Annotated in this window: 15 protein-coding genes and 1 pseudogene; 3 read left to right on the forward strand and 13 right to left on the reverse strand. The window is 64.2% G+C overall.

Going from position 1 to position 17,506, the window contains the following annotated elements:
- Positions 1–134: 134 nt before the first annotated feature.
- The 7 genes and pseudogenes from LB572_RS33760 to LB572_RS33790 form a co-directional block, all read right to left on the reverse strand.
- Entirely contained in the window at positions 135–542 is a 408-nt protein-coding gene (locus LB572_RS33760; protein WP_040984089.1) for a carboxymuconolactone decarboxylase family protein, read from the reverse strand.
- Positions 543–903: 361 nt separating this feature from the next.
- Complete coding sequence (locus tag LB572_RS33765) at positions 904–2,400, reverse strand: sugar ABC transporter ATP-binding protein (RefSeq protein ID WP_224670839.1); 1,497 nt, start codon at positions 2,398–2,400, stop codon at positions 904–906.
- Entirely contained in the window at positions 2,400–3,455 is a 1,056-nt protein-coding gene (locus LB572_RS33770; RefSeq protein ID WP_224670840.1) for a hypothetical protein, read from the reverse strand. The genes LB572_RS33765 and LB572_RS33770 overlap by 1 nt, the downstream gene beginning before the upstream one ends.
- Positions 3,452–5,575, reverse strand: a complete 2,124-nt coding sequence (locus LB572_RS33775; RefSeq protein ID WP_224670841.1) for an ABC transporter permease — start codon at positions 5,573–5,575, stop codon at positions 3,452–3,454. The genes LB572_RS33770 and LB572_RS33775 overlap by 4 nt, the downstream gene beginning before the upstream one ends.
- An 80-nt stretch (positions 5,576–5,655) precedes the next feature.
- A complete protein-coding gene (locus tag LB572_RS33780) occupies positions 5,656–6,681 on the reverse strand; it encodes a sugar ABC transporter substrate-binding protein (RefSeq protein ID WP_224670842.1) in 1,026 nt (341 codons plus the stop codon).
- Positions 6,682–6,770: 89 nt separating this feature from the next.
- Entirely contained in the window at positions 6,771–7,757 is a 987-nt protein-coding gene (locus LB572_RS33785; RefSeq protein ID WP_224670843.1) for an ABC transporter permease, read from the reverse strand.
- Positions 7,758–8,037: 280 nt separating this feature from the next.
- Positions 8,038–9,334: pseudogene (locus LB572_RS33790) on the reverse strand (MFS transporter).
- Between LB572_RS33790 and LB572_RS33795 the strand changes: the two are divergent.
- From LB572_RS33795 to LB572_RS33805, 3 genes are read left to right on the forward strand one after another with little or no spacing between them, the layout of a single operon-like run.
- A complete protein-coding gene (locus LB572_RS33795) occupies positions 9,294–9,590 on the forward strand; it encodes a hypothetical protein (RefSeq protein WP_224670848.1) in 297 nt (98 codons plus the stop codon). The pseudogene LB572_RS33790 and the gene LB572_RS33795 overlap by 41 nt on opposite strands.
- Positions 9,587–10,588 carry an ornithine cyclodeaminase family protein gene (locus LB572_RS33800; protein WP_224670844.1) on the forward strand — a complete coding sequence of 334 codons (1,002 nt, stop codon included), beginning with the start codon at positions 9,587–9,589 and terminating at the stop codon, positions 10,586–10,588. Before LB572_RS33795 ends, LB572_RS33800 begins: the two co-directional genes overlap by 4 nt.
- Positions 10,585–12,081: an HAL/PAL/TAL family ammonia-lyase gene (locus LB572_RS33805; protein ID WP_224670845.1), complete on the forward strand. Its 1,497-nt coding sequence runs from the start codon at positions 10,585–10,587 to the stop codon at positions 12,079–12,081. The genes LB572_RS33800 and LB572_RS33805 overlap by 4 nt, the downstream gene beginning before the upstream one ends.
- 13 nt (positions 12,082–12,094) lie before the next feature.
- Here the strand turns inward: LB572_RS33805 and LB572_RS33810 are convergent, their stop codons facing one another.
- From LB572_RS33810 to LB572_RS33835, 6 genes are all read right to left on the reverse strand, one after another.
- A complete protein-coding gene (locus tag LB572_RS33810; RefSeq protein ID WP_224670846.1) occupies positions 12,095–12,898 on the reverse strand; it encodes a 3-methyl-2-oxobutanoate hydroxymethyltransferase in 804 nt (267 codons plus the stop codon).
- A 31-nt stretch (positions 12,899–12,929) separates the two neighbouring features.
- The gene (locus LB572_RS33815) at positions 12,930–13,244 is read right to left on the reverse strand and encodes a MocE family 2Fe-2S type ferredoxin (protein WP_140802492.1); all 315 of its coding nucleotides are present in this window, start codon (positions 13,242–13,244) and stop codon (positions 12,930–12,932) included.
- Between the two features lie 79 nt (positions 13,245–13,323).
- Positions 13,324–14,409, reverse strand: coding sequence for a fatty acid desaturase family protein (locus LB572_RS33820; protein WP_224670847.1), 1,086 nt, complete (start codon positions 14,407–14,409; stop codon positions 13,324–13,326).
- Between the two features lie 67 nt (positions 14,410–14,476).
- The gene (locus LB572_RS33825; protein WP_140802493.1) at positions 14,477–15,658 is read right to left on the reverse strand and encodes an aldose 1-epimerase family protein; all 1,182 of its coding nucleotides are present in this window, start codon (positions 15,656–15,658) and stop codon (positions 14,477–14,479) included.
- Between the two features lie 4 nt (positions 15,659–15,662).
- Complete coding sequence (locus LB572_RS33830; RefSeq protein ID WP_140802494.1) at positions 15,663–16,439, reverse strand: ATP-binding cassette domain-containing protein; 777 nt, start codon at positions 16,437–16,439, stop codon at positions 15,663–15,665.
- 2 nt (positions 16,440–16,441) lie between these two features.
- On the reverse strand, positions 16,442–17,392 hold the full coding sequence (locus tag LB572_RS33835) for an ABC transporter permease (protein ID WP_140802495.1): 951 nt from the start codon (positions 17,390–17,392) through the stop codon (positions 16,442–16,444).
- Between the last annotated feature and the right edge of the window lie 114 nt (positions 17,393–17,506).

A 17,506-nucleotide genomic window follows, 5' to 3' on the forward strand; every position in this document is an offset into this window, starting at 1 on the left:
CATGTCACTTCCTTAACAGCGCCGGGCAAAATTCTCGATCACGGGCACAAGCCTGTGAAATGCGAAAATGAACGTCGCCGGTCGATATTTTTTTGCTGGCGGCGACACGGAAAACGCCGCGCCGCGCACCCGACTCACTTCACCTCGAATTGCGGATCGAGCGGGATCTGCATGGCGGTGACGAGGTGATTGGTCTGGCCCGCCAAGCCGATGATCGACACCAACTCGCCATGCTGTGCGTCGGTCATGCCTTTGGCCCGCGCGGCGGCCGTATGCGAATGGATGCAGTAGGAACAGCCATTGGCGGTGGAGACGGCGATGTAGATCATCTCCTTGGTCAGCGGGTCGATGGCGCTGTCGGCAACCATCACCGCCTTGAGCTGCTCCCATACCCGCTTCAGCGACGCCGGATCATTGGCCAGCCCGCGCCAGAAATTGTTGACGAAGTCGGATTTCCGCGTCGCGCGGATATCGTCGAACACGGCCTTCACCGCCGGGATCTTTTCAACCTCGGCATCGCTGAGCAGTTTTGTGGTGGCCATGGCATTTCCCTTCGTTGAATCGATGGACTAGGTCGTTGAATCAAGTGTCTCGCATAGACGGCTAAACGGTTTGTCCGATTCAGTTTTAGCTCGAAACAACACACTGCCGCAGAGGTTGGCCGAAGCAACATCGTCATGTATGGACGGAGCAAGGAGCGAAGCGACGCGCGCAGACCCGAGAATCCATTCCGTGACCTCGCGCGAAGGGCGCAGCGGAGCAGAATTCCGGACCGTAGCGGCGCCCAAAAGTCACGGCATGGATCCTCGAGTCTGCGCGCGTCGCTTCGCTCCTTGCTCCGCCCGTGGACGACGAAGGGACGGACGATTCGGCCAATTGTCAAAGTACCCACCAACCAACACCCTAGTGCACGGCCGCGTACATGATCTTCTCCTCCGTCGCCTCCGCCGGCGAGAACTCCTCGACGATGCGGCCCTGGCGGCAGACCAGAATCCGATCCGACAGGTTCATGATCTCGGGCAGGTAGGACGAGATGACGACCACGGCGAGGCCCTCGTCGGCCAGCCGGTTGATGATCTGGTGGATTTCGGCGATAGCGCCGACATCGACGCCGCGCGTCGGCTCGTCGAAGATGACGATGCGCGGCTGCTGCACCAGCCCCTTGCCGATCACCACCTTCTGCTGGTTGCCGCCGGAGAGCTCGACCACGCGCGCATTGTCGTTGATCGCCTTGATGTTGAGCGTCTTCGTCCATTCGGCCGAAAGCTGCCGCATTTCCTGCTGGTTGATCACCCAGGCCTTTTCCCGGCCCGCGGCCAGCAGTCCGCCGAACAGGTTCTCGGCGATGCCCATCGTCTCGAAGATGCCCTCGCTCTTGCGGTCCTCGGTGACATAGACGATGCCGTCGGCCACCGCCTCGCTCGGCACCAGATAACGCACCGGCTTGTCGTCCAATTCAATCGCGCCGCCGCGCAAGAAGTCGCGCTTGTAGATGCCTGAGACGATCTTGAAAGTTTCGGTGCGGCCCGACCCGATCAGGCCGAACACGCCGGTGATCTGGCCTTCGAAGATCGAGAAGGAATTGTTGCGCACGATGTTGCTCATCGAGATGTCCTGCACCGAGAGCACTTTCTTGCCGGCCTTGCGCAATTTCGTCTCGTCGCGCTGGCGATAGATCTGCCCTGACAGCGAGCGGCCGACCATGGCGGCGACGATCCTGTCGCGGTCGAAGGCCGATGTCTCGTCGGTGATCACCAGTTCGCCGTCGCGCAGGATGGTGATGCGGTCGGCGATCATCAGCGCCTCTTCCAACGCATGGCTGATGAAGACGATCGACACGCCGTGCCCCTTCAGCCGCCGGATCAGCGCGAAGAAATGGCGCTTCTCCTCCGGCGTCAGCGTCGCGGTGGGCTCGTCGAAGATGATGATCTCGGCGTTGTGGTGAACGGCGCGCGCTATCTCGACCATCTGCCGCTTGGCGGCGCCAAGCGTCGCCACCATCGCGTTCGGATCGACCGGAAAGTTCAGCGACTGCAGGAATTGCTGCGCTGAAATGTAGGTGCCGCGCAGCCGGTTGAGGAATTTCTCCGTGCCGAGATAAAGGTTCTGCGCCACCGTCATCGACGGCACCAGACTTGTTTCCTGGAACACCATGGCGATGCCGGCTTCAAGTGCTGCATGCGGCGAGGCATATGCCGTCTCGACGCCCTTGTGGAACATCTTGCCCGAAGTGGCATCGACGACGCCGGCGATGATCTTGGTCAGCGTCGACTTGCCGGCTCCGTTCTCGCCGAGCAGCGCATGGATCTCGCCCTTCCTCAGGTCGAAGCTGACATTCTTCACCGCCGGCACGCCGCGATAGGTTTTCGTCACGTCTTCCAGGCGCACGATCGGTTCCATCAGAAACCTCCCGAAGCAAGGTCAAGTGCCAGCACGCAATCGCCGCCTTTCGAGGCGATGAACAGGCGGCCGTCCTGTTCCGCCACGCTGCAGATTCCGTGGCGCGTGCCGTTGGCGCGGCTGTGCAGGCTGAATTGCGGCTGCAGGGCCCGATCGAGCCTCACGACGAGCCCATAGGAGCGGCTGGGCGACCACGGCTTATGGATGCCCATGGTGCGGATGCCGCCGCATTGCAGCGGCTCGAGGAAGCTGCGGTTGGAGGCCAGCGCCGGCGCGATCCAGTAGGCCGGCGGCACCTGGTCGATCATGTCCTGGCGATAATGCGTTTCCTGCAGCACGAATTCGATCAGCCGGTTGCGCGGCGCGAACAAGGCCAGCCACGCTCCGCCGTCGCCGGCCGGCGACAGCCGCGAAGGATAGCCCGGCAGATGCGCCAGCACGGTCGAGCGGGTTCCGTTGGAGCCGTCGAAGCGCACGAGTTGGTGGCGCCAGCTTTCGCTCACCAGCACATCGGCGCCGACCGGGTGAAGCCCATAGGGAAAGGCGATGTCGCCGGCGATCCTCTGGAAACCGATGCCTCCTGGCCCGCACCGCCACAGCGCACCGGACGCGCCCTTCTTCATCAGGTCGGACGCCCATTGCGACGGCGCATGCTCGCTGGAGCCATTGGCCAGCCACAACGTGCCGTCATCGGCATAGGCAAGAGCCGTGATGCAGCGGACTTCGGCGGGCAAAGAAACCTCTTTGCTGGCGATCAGCAGTCTGCCGCTTTCCAGCCCGACCGTCAGTTCGCCCGATGGCGACAGCGCCAGCGCGGTGACCGCGGATTGAAAAGTCTCGACCACGGCCGGCTCGGAACCGGCCGTGATCGCAAGGACGGCGTTGCCGCCGGAGACAAGCAGCCGGCCGTCGGCCGCAAGCAGATTGTCCGGCTCGGTCAGCTCGGCGAAGGCCGGCAGGTCGTCCAGCCGCGTGTTCGGACGGAACGCGCCATCGAGCGGCGGTATGGTGACCGCCTTGCCGCGAAAGACATCCAGGATCGGATCGAGGATCATGGCTTGCCTCCCCAATAGGAGGCGGGGCTCGTCCAGTTCGGGTCCGCGCCGGCGATCTTGTAGCGCCCGATGCGGTTGTTGAGGATGCCGCCGACGAACAGATAGCCCTTGTGCTCGCGCATCGAGGTCACCATCGGATGCGCGTTGCCCGAAAGATCGCCGAGCGTCTCGACGATGCCGCCCTTCTCGTTGAACTTCACCACGCCGCCGGTGTTGATGTTGGGGAACAGCCATTCGTCCTGCGGCAGGCGCCGCGTCATGCGCTTGCGCATGTCGGGATGGCGCAGCGACAGGTCGAAGCTCGGCGTGCGCATGCCGAGCCAGGCCATCCAGTAGTTGCCGTCGGAAGCCCGGTTGATGTTGTCGGGGTAGCCCGGCATGTCGCGGATGACGCACTCGGCCGTTCCCGCCTTCGGCCCTTCCAGCCAGTAGCGGTGCACGCGGCAGGCCCAGCTTTCGGCGAAGAACAGCGACTTGCCGTCATGCGCCATGCAAACGCCATTGGTGTAGCGGTAGCCGTCGAGCAGCGTCTTGGTCGACCCGTCCTTCGGATCGTAGACCAAAAGACGACCCGTGGCGCGGTTCTCGATCGAGTCCAGCGCCCAATCGTGGGCGTCATAGCGCTTGGTCGAGTCCGTGAAATAGATGCGGCCGTCGGGTGCGATATCGCAATCGTTCGGGTCGCGCAGCCGCGCATCGTCGACGATCGAGGTCCAGGAGCGCGCCGTCTCCGCCGACAGGCGCTTTACGTTGCGATCCGGCGAGACCGAATAAAGTCCCATGGCGCCGACGCAGCTGATCAGATTGCCTTGCCTGTCGAAGGCGAGCCCCAGCGGAAAGCCGCCGATATGGGCAAACACTTCCGACTTCACATAGTCCGGCGCGAAGAAGCGCACGATCTCGCCATGCCGCGTGCCGCAATAGAGATGGTCGTCGCGGTCGAGGATGACATCCTCTGGGCCTTCCAGCTCGCCGAGCCCAATATGGTCCGCGGCCGAGAGTCGGTTGTCGAGCTCGTAGGATGTGCCGGAGCCGGGCGCGGCCGACTGCGTCTCGCCCATCTTGAGGTAGACCGGCGCGACATAGACCTCGTTCAGCACCTTGTGGCGGTTTTTCAGCCAGCGGATGTCGATGGTGACGGCGACGGCCAAAAGGATGCCGAGCACCATCTGGTTGGTACCCGTGCCGTAGCCCAGGCGGATCAGGCCGTTGGTCATGGTCAAGACGATGATGGCGCCCATCAGGCCCTTGACCACCGAGCCGCGTCCGCCGCCGAGGCTGACGCCGCCGACCACCGCCGCCGTCAGCGCCATGATCTCCAGGTTGAGGCCGGTGCCTGGCCCCGCCCCGCTCAACCGGCAGGCGATCAGGAAGCCGCCGATCGAAGCGCAGAAACCGGAAAAGACATAGGTCATGAACACAGTGCGGCGCACGCGGATGCCGGCATTGTGCGCCGAGCGCCGGGAGCCGCCCACCGCCAGCACATGCCAGCCGGGACGCGATCGCGTCAGCGCGATATGCGTGACGATGGCAAGGATGATGGCCAGCCAGACCGAGACAGACAGGCCCCAGAAGGTGCCGTCGCCGATGAAGTCGAGCACATCAGAGCTCGCCTGGGAAAGCTGCACATCGGCGGCATAGGTGGTGACGAGGATGTCGAACAGCGCCCGCCCGAAGATGAAGGTGACCAGCGTGGTGAGGAAGGCGCGCAGCCTCAGATAGCCGACCAGGTAGCCATTGATGGCGCCGAAGATGAGCCCCGTGCAAAGTGCGGCGGCCAAGGCCAGCCAGATCGACTGTTCGAGGATGAAGAAGACGTAGACGGCGGAAAAACAGGACAGCGCGAAGATCGAGCCGACCGAAAGATCGATGCCGCCGCCCAGCATCACCACGGTCATGCCGATGACCACCAGCGAGAACTCGCCGAGCTGGCGCGTCGATTCCTGCAGCGAGGTGAGCTTGAAGAAACCCGGAATGATCGAGCCGAACACGCCGAGTGTCGCCACCAGCGCCAGGAAAGGTATGGCGTTGTCGGTCCAGCGTTTGGTCAGGATCTCGCCGACCAGATGATCGGGCACGAGATTGTAGCGCCAGGCTTGGAGGCGTTCACGAAAATTCATCGGCTGCTGCTGTCATGAAACGGGAAAAGAGGTGGCCGGAACGGTCCGGCCACCCCGTGGATGCCGTCTGGCTGCGCGGCTTATTTCGCCGCAGCTTCGGCTTGCAGCGCCTTCAGGTCCCAGCAGCTGTCGGGCTTGAGGTCGGCTTTCGTCGTCGCCTTCTCCAGCGTGTAGATATAGGTGTGCGAGGTGCCCGCCGGCTGCCCGCTCTGCAGCAGGAACTTGATGATGGCGTTCATGTCGCCCGACTGGCGGGCAAGATCGGTCATCACCACGGCGCCATAGGTGCCGTCCACGAGCTTGTCGCAATCGGCTGCCTTCTCGCCGCCGCCGGTGGTGACCAGGAACACCTTGCCGTCGAGCTTGGCGTCGCGGATCGCGGCCGAGGCGCCGGTGGCGTCGCCATCCCAGAAGTCGATGATCGAGCAGATGTCCGGGTGCTGCTGCAGCATCGTCGTCGTCACGTTGCGCGAGGTGGTCGCGTCCCAATTGGAGTCAGGCTTGGCGACGACCTGGAAGTCGGGGTGCTTCTCCAGCACCTTCATGATGCCGGCATACTGGTAGAGGCTCGACGAGTTCGCCTGGTCGCCCTGCACGAGGCCGATCTTCTTCGACGAATTCTCGCCGCAGCCCTTGATCGCCGCTTCGGCCTCGAGCTGGCCGAGCTTGTCCCAGTCGCTGCCGACGAAGGCATCCGCCGGGAAGTTCGCGGGATTGTCGACGAGCAGCACATAAGTGCCGGCGGCCTGCGCCTTCTTCATCAGCTTCGAATAGGAGTTGAGGTCGGGCGCATGGATGATCAGCACGTCGGGCCTTGTGTCGGAAGCGATGGCGTCGGTGATCGCCTGCGCGCCGGCATCGACGACCCAGTTCGGATCACGGGTCTCGAACGTGCCGCCCCAGGCCTCGACTTCCTTCTTCAGATAATGTGCCCAGCCCTGCGCCAGGTCGAAGCCCATCGCCAGCGGCACCAGCATGACGCGCTTGCCGTTGAGCGACTTGGCATAGGCGGCGGGACCCGGATCGTCGGCGGCGAGGCTCGGCGCCACGAAGGCGGTAACGGCGAGCGCCGTGGCGGCGGCCATCAATGTTCTGAGTAGTTTCATGTCATATCCCTCTGGTTCGGTTTTCATTGCCGGCCGATCGTCGCGATCGCTCCGGGTACCCCTGAGCAAGATGAGCTAGCCCATCTGCTCTAAATATCGCCCTGTTGCGCGGTCTGCTCGTCGCGCGGATTGATGATGCCGTCGAAGATGATGGCCCCCAACAGGATCGCCGCCTTGATCAGGTTCTGGTAGAGCAGCGGAATGTCGATGATGGTCATTGCGTTGAGCAGGATGCCGATCAGCGCCGCCCCCACCAGCACGTTACGTACCCCGCCCCTGCCGCCCGAAAGGCCGATGCCGCCGATCACCGCCACCAGCACGATGTCGTAAAGCAGTGTCGAGTTGACGATGCGGGTGTTGATCGAATGCAGGCTGGCCGCCGTCAGCAGGCCGGCGATCAGGGCCACGAAAGCCGAGAGCACGTAACGCAGCACCAGCATGGGCCGCACCGGAACGCCGATGTTGCGGGCGGCGACCGGGTTGTCGCCGGCGAAATAGATGAACCGGCCCCATTTGGTGTAGCGCAGGAACAGGAAGACCAGGAAGGCCAGCCCGGCGAAGACGAACACCTCGATAGGAATATCCAGGAACCGGATGCCGCCGAGCAGTTCGACCCAGTGTCCTCCGGGCACCGGCACAGCATCCTGCGTGATCAGCTGCGAGCGCACATAGCCGAACACGAAGGAGCCGGTGGCCAAAGTCACGAAGATCGCTGGCACGTCGGCATAGGCGACGAGAAAGCCGTTGAGCAGGCCGATGGCTAAAACGCCCGCCAGCACATAGACGAAGGCGAGCCCGTCCGAGGTTCCAGTATTGAGCAGCTGCAGGTACCAGGCGACCGACATCGCCATGATCGCCACCGCCGACAGGTCGATGCCGCGGCCGATGATGACGACCGCCATGCCGAGCGCCAGAATGCCAAGCACCGAGACCGAGCGGACGATCGCCACCAGATTGTCGGCGGTCAGGAACCCGGGCAGGCCCAGCGCAGCGGCGGCGAACAGCAGGATGGCGATGGCAAAGACGATGCCTTCCTGATTAAGGCGCCTCCAGTTCGGCCAGCCGGTCGCATTCATCACTTATGTCTTTCGCCCCAACGGCAAAGCCCTGCCGGCCGCCATCCCGCACGAAAGCTAATCGGCTCAACAGCGGCTCGTCAAATGAATCCGCGTTCAAGACCCCGCCTCTCCGACTATTTTCCGGGTGGACGCATCGATTGCCGCAACTGGCGCAATAGGCGGAAACTCTTGGGCTTTTTGGCAATCCGTTGCACCGGTCGCGCGGTCGGCGGAAGAGCCCGTTCGACGGCGGCGGAACCGGCGCAATTTGAGTCCGCAAAACGCGCCCGGCGCGACCTCAATTGTTCGCCGAATGGCCTGAAACCTCGGCCCCGGCATTGGCCGGCAGCACCAGAAAGCGCATTGCCGCGGCGAGACCGACCAGACCGATCGCGACAAAGGTGATTCTGAAGTCGACGAGGTCGGGCACGGTTTCGCCCCCGACGATTTGCGACAGGTTGAGGATCGCCGCCGCGATTGCCACGCCGAACAGCATCGCTATCTGCTGCAGCATGCTGGAGAGCGTCGCGGCCGAGCTGCGCCGCGCCGATATCGGCGAAGGCGAGCGTGTTCAGCGCGGTGAATTGCATCGAGCGCGACAAGCCCGCGACCAGCATCAACGCGACGGTCAGCGCCAGTGGCGTCTGCGGCGAGATCGCGCCGCAGGCCATGATCGCCAGCGATGCGATCACCCCGTTCACCACCATCACGGTACGGAAGCCGAAGCGCCTCAGCGTTGGTGTGGTCACGGTCTTCATGCCGAGATTGCCAAGGAAATAGGCCAGCACCAACAGGCCGGCATCGACCGGATGCAGCCCGAAGCCGACTTGGAACAGCAGCGGCAACAGGAAGGGCGTGGCATTGATCGCGACACGGAAGACGGTGCCCGCGGCAAGCGTCGAAATCGCGAAGGTCAGTATCTTGAAGGCCGAAAGGTCGAGCAGCGGATGCCGGGCCTACAAGAGGTGGCGAACGGCGAACCAGCCGATCACGATGCCGATGCCGATGGAGCCAGCCGTCGGCAGCAAGCCGTCCTCCGGATGCGCCAGGCGCTCAAGCCCGTAAAGCATCACCGCAAGGCCGAGCGAGGTGAGGAAAAAGCCCGGCCAATCGAATGGCTTCGCTTCGGATTCACGATCGCCCGGCACGAACCGGGCGACCAGCGCAAGTCCGGCCAGCCCCAGCGGAGCGTTGATGAAGAAGTTCCAGTGCCAGGAGAGATAGGTGGTGATGAAGCCGCCGAGCACCGGCCCGACCACCGGCGCGAACAGCGCCGGCCAGGTGATCAGCGCCGTGGCGTTGAGCAGCTCCGACTTTTCGGCGTTGCGCAGCACCAGGATGCGGCCGACCGGCGTCATCAGCGCGCTGCCAAGGCCCTGCACGATGCGGGCGGCGACGAACTGCGTCAGGCCCTGCGAGAAGCCGCAGGCGATCGAGGCCAGCGTGAACAGCGCGATCGCGACGAGGAAGATGTTGCGAGCCCCGAACCGGTCGGCAAGCCAGGCAGACAGCGGCACGAACACCGCCATGGTCAGCATATAGGCGGTGATGCCGATGCTCATCGCCACCGCCGGCACGCTGAAGGACTGCCCCATCTGCGGCAGCGAAGTCGAGATGATCGTCGAATCCAGCAATTGCATGAAAAAGGCGACGGCAACGATCAATGCCACGCGTCGTGCTTGCCGCGCGGAACTTGCGGGCTGGGACACGGCTGCGTTGTCGGGGATGCTGGTCATGACGCGCTGGTTGAAAAGCATAAGCATGGCCCAGTCCAGAGCATATCCAACAAACTTCCGTGTCACCGTTTCGCCTGTTATGGATGAGCCGGGGGTGGCCGAGGAAAATGCATGAAGCCCATTTATATCGACTACCTCAATGCTCTCGACATCGAAGCCCTTGCCATGACCGACGCCGAGATCATCGGCGCCGTCGAAGCCGGGCTCGTCGCGCAGGGTAACGGCCGGACGGTGATCGAGCCGCGCGTCCATCTCGAGCCGGACCCGTCTTTCCACGGCCACTTCAACGTGCTGCGCGGCTATGTGGCGCCACTCGATGCCGCCGGCGTGAAGATCGTCGGCGACTATGTCGACAACTACAAGCACGGCCTGCCGTCGGAATTCGGCATCCTCAACCTCTTCGATCCGCGCACCGGCACGCCGCGCGCCATCCTCGACGCAACCGTCATCACCGACATGCGCACCGGCGCCGTCACCGCCATCGGCGCCAAGCATCTGGCGAAGAAGTCGTCCAAGGTGCTCGGCCATATCGGCGCGCGCGGCACCGCCTATTGGAATGTGCGGCTGCTCGACCATCTCTTCGATTTCGACGAGATCCGCGTTCATTCGCGCAGGCCCGAAAGCCGCGATAGCTTTGCCGCGAAGCTCGCCGCAGACCTCGGCAAGCCGGTCATGGCCGTGGCCGACTGGAAAAGTTGCGTGGAAGGCGCCGACATCGTTGTCGAAGCCTCGCGGCTGCCGGAACCGCAGCCGCTGCTCAAGACCGAATGGATCAAACGGGGCGCGCTGGTCGTGCCCTATGGCACGATGAGCGCCGTCGAGCTGTCGCTCACCGACATCATGCAGAAGATCGTCGTCGACGACTGGGGCCAGTGCAAGGGTGGCAAGTTCGGCTCGCTGCGCGCCCATGTCGAGACGGGACGGCTGAGCGAGGCGACGCTGCATGCCGAGCTCGGCCAGATCGCGGCCGGTCTCAAAGCCGGCCGGCAAAGCGATGGCGAGACGATCCTGTTCTGGCATCGCGGCCTCTCGCTCTCCGACATCGCGCTCGGCAAGGCGATGCTCGCCAAGGCCGGCGAAAACGGCATCGGCCAGAGGCTGCGCTTCGCATGAGCCCGCTCGTTCTCACCGGCGCCGGTGTCAGCATCGAGGATGTCGTTGCCGCCGCGCGCAACGCCTGCAAGGTCGAGGTCACGTCGGCCGTCCTCGAAAAGCTCAACAAGGCTCGCCAGGTCCTCGACGCCGCCGCGGCCGGCGGCCAGCAGATCTACGGGTTGAACAGAGGCCTCGGCGCCAATCTCGTCACGGCCGTCGAGGGCGACGCGAGCGCCTTCCAGCGCCAGTTGATCGAGGGCCGCAGCGCCGCCGTCGGCGATGCCCTGCCCGTGCCGGCGGTGCGGGCGGCGATGTTCGCCCGCCTTGCAATGCTCGCGGCCGGCGGCTCAGGCCTGTCGCCGCGCGTGTTCACGGCGCTGGTCGAAGCGCTCAATGCCGGCGTGCATCCGGCGATGCCGTCGCTGGGTTCGATCGGCGCCGGCGACCTTCTACTGATGACGGCGATCGCCCGCGTGCTGATCGGCGAAGGCGAAGCCGAATATCAGGGCCGCCGCATGCCTGCGGCCAAGGCGCTTATGATGGCGCGGCTTGCGCCCGTCACTCTCTCGCCGAAGGACGGTCTCTCGCTGATCAACGCCTCGGCGGTTTCCGCCGGCACCGGGGCGCTGGCGCTGACCGATGCGCTGTCCGCGCTCGACCAGCAGCAGCAGGCCGGCGCGCTGACGATGGAAGGCATCGGCGCCAACCGCACCATCCTCGATCCGCGCCAGCATCAGGCACGCCCGGGCGCCTGCCAGCAGCTTGCGGCGAAGGCGCTGCGCGACCTGTTGGCGCGCGATGAAACGCCGGCGCCGACCACCATCCAGGACCCGCTGTCGATCCGCTGCATGCCCTCGATCCACGGCGCCCTGATCCAGGCGATCGACCATGCCAGGCTGGCGGTCGAGATCGAGCTCAACGCCGCCGCCGACAATCCGCTGGTGCTTGCCGAGGATGAACTGGTCATGTCGACCGGCAACTTCCATACCGCGTCGCTGGCGCTCGCCTTCGAGACGCTTGGCCTGGCGATCGCGCAATGCGCGGCGGCGTCAGCCGCGCGGTTCGTCCAGCTCACCGGCTCGACCCGCCACGGCCTGCCGAAATATTTGTCGCCGATCGGCGGCGCTTCTGCCGGCTTCGTCCCGCTGCAAAAGACGGTGACGGCGATCCTGGCCGCGATCCGTCACAAGGCCAATCCGGTGATGCTCGATTTCCTGCCCGTGTCCGAGGGCGTCGAGGACCACGCCACGCAGACGCCGCTCGCGGTCGCCAAATGCGCCGAGATGATCGTGCTGTGGCGGCGGCTGATCGCCTTCGAGCTGATGGCGGCGGCGCAGGCTGTCGATTTGCGCGAGGGCATAACGCTCGCGCCGGCCACGGGCGCCATCCACGCGGCCGTGCGCTCGCATGTGGCGACGCTCAAGGAAGACAGGCCGCTCGGCATTGATGCCGAAGCGCTCCATGCGGCGCTGGCCAGCGGAATCTGGCAAGGCCCGCCGGCTGCAGGCTGAAGCTCACGTTGGATCAGGCCTTTGCGTCGACCTTCTTCATGAAGAGGGTGAGCTCGTCCGGATCCATGTGCACGATATGCCTGTCTTCCGGATAGGCGCCGCTGTTGACGTCGGCGACATATTCGGAAAACGCCGCGATGCGCTCCTGTTGCAGCCGGTCATATTCGGCGGCGAAGTTGCGATAGACTTTCGAATGGCGCGGCATGTGACCGCGATTGGTGCCGAGAATATCCTCGGCGAACAGGTATTGGGCATCGCAGCCCGTTCCCGCGCCCATCGACAGCATGATCAGCGGCGTGCGCTCGGAGATCGCCTTCGCCACTTCCACCGGCACCACCTCGATCTCGGCGCCGATGGCGCCCACGGCTTCCAACTGCTTGACCGCCTCGAACACCTGCATGGCGGTGTCCGCGGTCTTGCCGACCGCCTTGAAACCGCCAGTCCAGGTCGCGCGAGAAGGAATGAGGCCTACGTGGCCGATGACGGGAATCGCATCGTCGGCCATGCGCTTGATCGTGGCGTAGCCGGCGCTGCAATAGACGGCGTCGGCGCCGGCCTTGTAGAGCCGGAACGACCAGCGCACGAAATCGTCGGTCGTGCCGATCTCGAAGAAATTGTCGCCCGGCATGGTGAAGAGGCTGGGCGCCGCGTCGCGATATTGCGGATTGAGCACCAGCTCCGGCGGCACCGAGACGATATCCACCCCTGCCCGCTCGGCGGCCTCGGCTTCCTCCAGCGTCAGCACGCGCAGCATGGTCAGCTGCCGCTTGCCCTTCATGGCACGCAGATCGGCGACGGTCGGTCTCTTTCGGCTCATTGATCTGTCCCTGTTAAATTTGCCCGCGGCCTTAGCCGATATCGATCATCACCTTACCGGCCTCGACCTTGACCGGATAGGTCTTGAGGTTGACGCAGACCGGCGCGCCCTTGGCCTCGCCGGTCTTGTAGTTGAAGCGGCCATTGTGCTTGGGGCATTCGATGATGTCGTCCATCACCAGCCCGTCGGCGAGATGGGCCTTCTCATGCGTGCAGAAGCCGTCGGTGGCGAAGAAGGCGTCCTCCGGCGAGCGGTAGATAGCGAAGGTGCGGCCGCCATGGTCGAAGCGGATCACATCCTCCTCGTCCACGTCATCGACCGCGCATGCTTCGACCCAATCCGCCATCGTCCTTCTCCAACCATCATCTTTCTCTGGCCATCATCTTTGCCTGGCCATCATCTTTCTCAGGGTCGCCGCGCGACGCCTATTCGGCGGCCGCGGCCGTTATGTCGAGATCATGGAATTCGCCGCGATAGGGCTTGGCCGTCGGCGGCAATTCGCGCTTGAGATAGAAGTCCTCGTATTTCAGCTGCCTGAGCAGCACCGGCCAGACCTCGCGATAGGCGTGCCACATCGACGGGTTCGGCACCGGCAGGTCGTGCTTGATCAGCTCATGCAGCTTCGGCAGCGCGTGATAGGGCACCATTGGGAACATGTGGTGCTCCACATGGTAGTTCATGTTCCAGTAGATGAACCGGCTGATCGGGTTCATGTAGACGGTGCGCGTGTTCAGCCGATGGTCGGTGACGTTGTCGGCGAGCCCGATATGCTGCAGCAGCCCGGTCGTCACCATGTGCCAGGTGCCGTAGAGGCGCGGCAGGCCGATCAGCACCAGCGGTATCCATGATCTAAGTGCGATCGCTATAGCGATCGTCGCAACGTTTACCACCATATGCCAGCGCGCCGCGGTCACTGCCTTGTGCTGCTCCATCTCCGGGATGTAGCTCTTCTCGTCGTCCGACAATGTTCCGAAGGCCTGGCGCACCAGCGTCGGCAGCGAATAGCGGAAGTCGAGGATGCCGGTGAAGGCCAAGGCCGCCTTGATAAGGTCCGGCGGCCGCATCACCGCGATCTCGGCGTCGCGGCCGACGATGATGGTGTCGGTGTGATGGCGCGCATGGCTCCAGCGCCACTGGACCGGATTGCGCATCAGCATGAAGGAGGCGATGTGGTAGACGACGTCGTTCATCCAGCGCGTGCGGAAGGCGGTGCCATGGCCGCATTCGTGCCAGCGCGAGTCGCTCGACGAGCCGTAGAGCACGCCGTAGGCGAACAGGAACGGCACGATCCACCAACTGCCCCAGAACCAGACGATGCCGGCGGCCGAACCCAGGATCGCGGCGATCCAGATGATGGTGTCGCGGATCGCCGGCCCGTCCGAGCGCTGCATCAATTCCTTCATGGTCTTGCGCGCCACGTCGGTGTGGTACCACTCGGCCGAGGCAAGCCCAGTCTCGATCGCCGTACGTGTGCTTTCGCCGACAAGGCTGTAGTCGCGCTTTTTCGCCATGGTCAAATCGGCCTCCAATCAAATCCGGTCCGCCGGCCGGAGGGTTTGCGGTGGTCGGTCGTCGCGCTCATGTCCTGCCCGCCAGTTTTGGGAACTTGCCGGAAGCCCGAGGATAATCTTGCTCGGGCTGGCGGGCGATGGCCTTGATCCTGCCTTCGGCGCCGGCGATCGCATCCTTACCGTCGAGGACGCGGAACACCGCGTCATAGGCACGGGTCTCGCCGTGCTCAAGCCAGATCATCTCGCCGCGCTCGCGCGCGGCAAGATTGCCGAGCACGTGGTGCGTCGAGGGCTCGATGCCAAGCGCATACTGCCCGGCCTGGAAATTCTGCCACTCGTAGCAACAAGGCAACTGGTCCTTGCGGGTGACGACCTCGAAGCCGAGGCCAAGGCGGTCGTTGACGATGGCCACCGGTACCTCGCCCTTGGGATCGGCGCCAAGCTCATGCTGCCAGACCTGCTCGCTGAAGCCGAGCTGTGGATCAGGCATGGTGCGGTAGCCGACCTTCTGCGCCTCGTAGCGCTCGCCTTCATGCGCGGCCCAGACCACGTCGCGGATCGGCGCCAGGTAGCGCGAGCCTTCGTCGAGCAGCGGATGCCCGACATTGACGTGGTAGAAATACATATGCGGCGTGCGGTGGAAACCGTGGTTGACGACGCGGTCCGATAGCCGGATCTCGCTGCCGCCGACATCGGCCTCGATGCGGCGGATGAGATGCAGGTCCTCGCCAAACACGCTTGCCTGCTGGACGATCCCCTCCGCCCACAAAACGCATCGGTCGCCGTCCCAGCTTTCGCCATAGCCGGTCAGCCGCGCGGGGATGGTGCCGATGCGCCCGTGCAGCGAATGCGTCACCGTCTTGCGTCCGGGATAATTGTAGTTTTCGGCCGGCACCTCGCTGCGGCCGAGAATGTGATCGAGACCGCAGGTGACCAGCAGGCCGGAGAAGGACCGGCCCCAGGCAAAGCCATCCTCGCCTTCATAGTCGTGCAGGCCGGGGTTGCGAAAACCGCTCGGCGAGTGCCAGCCGATCGCCTGGCCCTTGTACTCGCAATCGGCAATGTCGAGCGCCCGGTCGACCAGCGCGGTGAAGCGCAGGCCCGAGCCGGTGCGGAATTCGAGCATGCGGATGCCGCGCTCGACCCCGTCGCCAAGCGTCATCAGCCGCACCCCGGCAAATTGCGACAGCATGCCGGAGCGTTCGGCGACCTGCCGGCGCGAAAGCGTCTGTCCGTAGAGCTTCACCATGCCGTCACTGCGCCCTTTTCATCAGGGCCGACAGATCGGCGCCGGTTATCAGGCTCTCCACGGTCAGGAGGTCGGTGTCGGCGACCGTCTGCTCAGCGACGATCTCGCCGCGGCGCATGACGATGATGCGGTCGGCGACCTCGAAGACATGGTGGATGTTGTGGGTGATCAAGAGCACCGAATGCCCGGCCTCGCGCATCTCCTTGACGAAGCGCAGCACGCCATGCGTTTCCTCGACGCCGAGATTGTTGGTCGGCTCGTCGAGGATGATCACCTTGGCGGCGAACTGCATGGCGCGCGAGATCGCGATCGACTGCCGCTCGCCGCCGGAAAGCGTCGAGACCAGCGCATCGGCGTCGAGCTTCTTAGAGATGCCGACGCGCTTCAGCAGCGCCGAGGCCGCATCGCGCAATTTGGCGAGGTCGAGCGGCGCGAACACGCCGAGCCATTTGAGGTTGACCGGCTCGCGGCCGAGGAACAGGTTGCGCGCGATGCTGAGGTCGGGCGCCAGCGATGTGTCCTGATGGATGGTCTCGATGCCGAGGTCCATGGCCTCGCGCGTCGATCGGATCGAGACTTTCTCGCCGCGTACATAGATGTCGCCGCGATCGATCGGGAAGACGCCCGAGATCGCCTTGATCAGCGTCGACTTGCCGGCGCCGTTGTCGCCGAGCAGCGCCACCACCTCGCCCTCCTTGAGCGTCAGCGAGGCGTTCTTCAGCGCGCGCACGTTGCCGAAGGATTTTTGCAGATTCTGCAGCCGGAGCACTTCCTGCATCATCGTCAGCTCCTTGCGGCGTTTTTCTGCAGCAAAGCGTGCAGGATGAGCATGGCGAGGATGATGACGCCGACGAAGATGTTGTAGGCGAGCCCCGGTACACCGACCAGCACGATGCCGTTGCGGATCGCCCGCAGCATCAGCGCCCCGACGATGGTGCCGAGGATGGTGCCGCGCCCGCCGGTCAGTGCCGTGCCGCCGACCACCACCATGGCGATCACCTCGAGCTCATAGCCGGTGCCCGCCACAGGCGAGGCCGCCGAGATGCGGAAGGCGCTGATCATGCCGGCGAGCCCGGCCAGCACCGAAGTCAGGATGAACAGCCAGATCTTGACCGCGTCGGCCGGCACGCCGCGCGCCACCGCCGCATTGCGGTTGGAGCCGATGGCGCTGATCCAGTTGCCGAGCTTGGCATAACGCAGGATGTAGACCGCAAGCAGCGACAGGCCTATGAACCACCAGAGCGAGGTGTAGAAGCGGAACGCGCCGATGTTGAAGCTGCCGGCAAGCAGCGTGACGAAGAAGCCGGGCTGGTCCCATGATTTCAGCGGAAAGCCCTGCGTGATGTAGAGCGCGGCACCGCGCACGATCAAAAGCATCGACAGCGTCACCAGGAAGGACGAGATGCCGATCTTGGTGACGATTACGCCGTTGATCGCGCCGATCGCGATGCAGAGCAAAAGCCCGGCAAGCAGCGCCACGCCGATATCGACCCCGGCATTCTGCACCAGCAGCATCACCACCACCGGCGCCAAACCGAACACCGCGCCAACGGAAAGATCGAATTCACCGGCGGTAAGCAAGAGCGTCATGCCGAGCGCGATGATGCCGAGCTCCGGCAGGAACGCCATCATGTTGGAGATGTTGAGCGGCGACAGGAAATTGCTGTCGGCGATACCGAACACCACCAGAAGCACGACGAGGATGACGAAGGAGGAGAATTGCGGCGAGCGCATCAGGCTCGACCTGCTTTTCGCGCGCCCCGCGCCATCTTCCGTTGTAACTGCCCCGACTTGCTGGACCATGACTTGCTGAACCATGCTTTCTGCGTGGCGCCCCCCCCACGAAAC

It is taken from the genome of Mesorhizobium sp. BH1-1-5 (assembly GCF_020165615.1).
Taxonomy (GTDB): Bacteria; Pseudomonadota; Alphaproteobacteria; order Rhizobiales; family Rhizobiaceae; genus Mesorhizobium.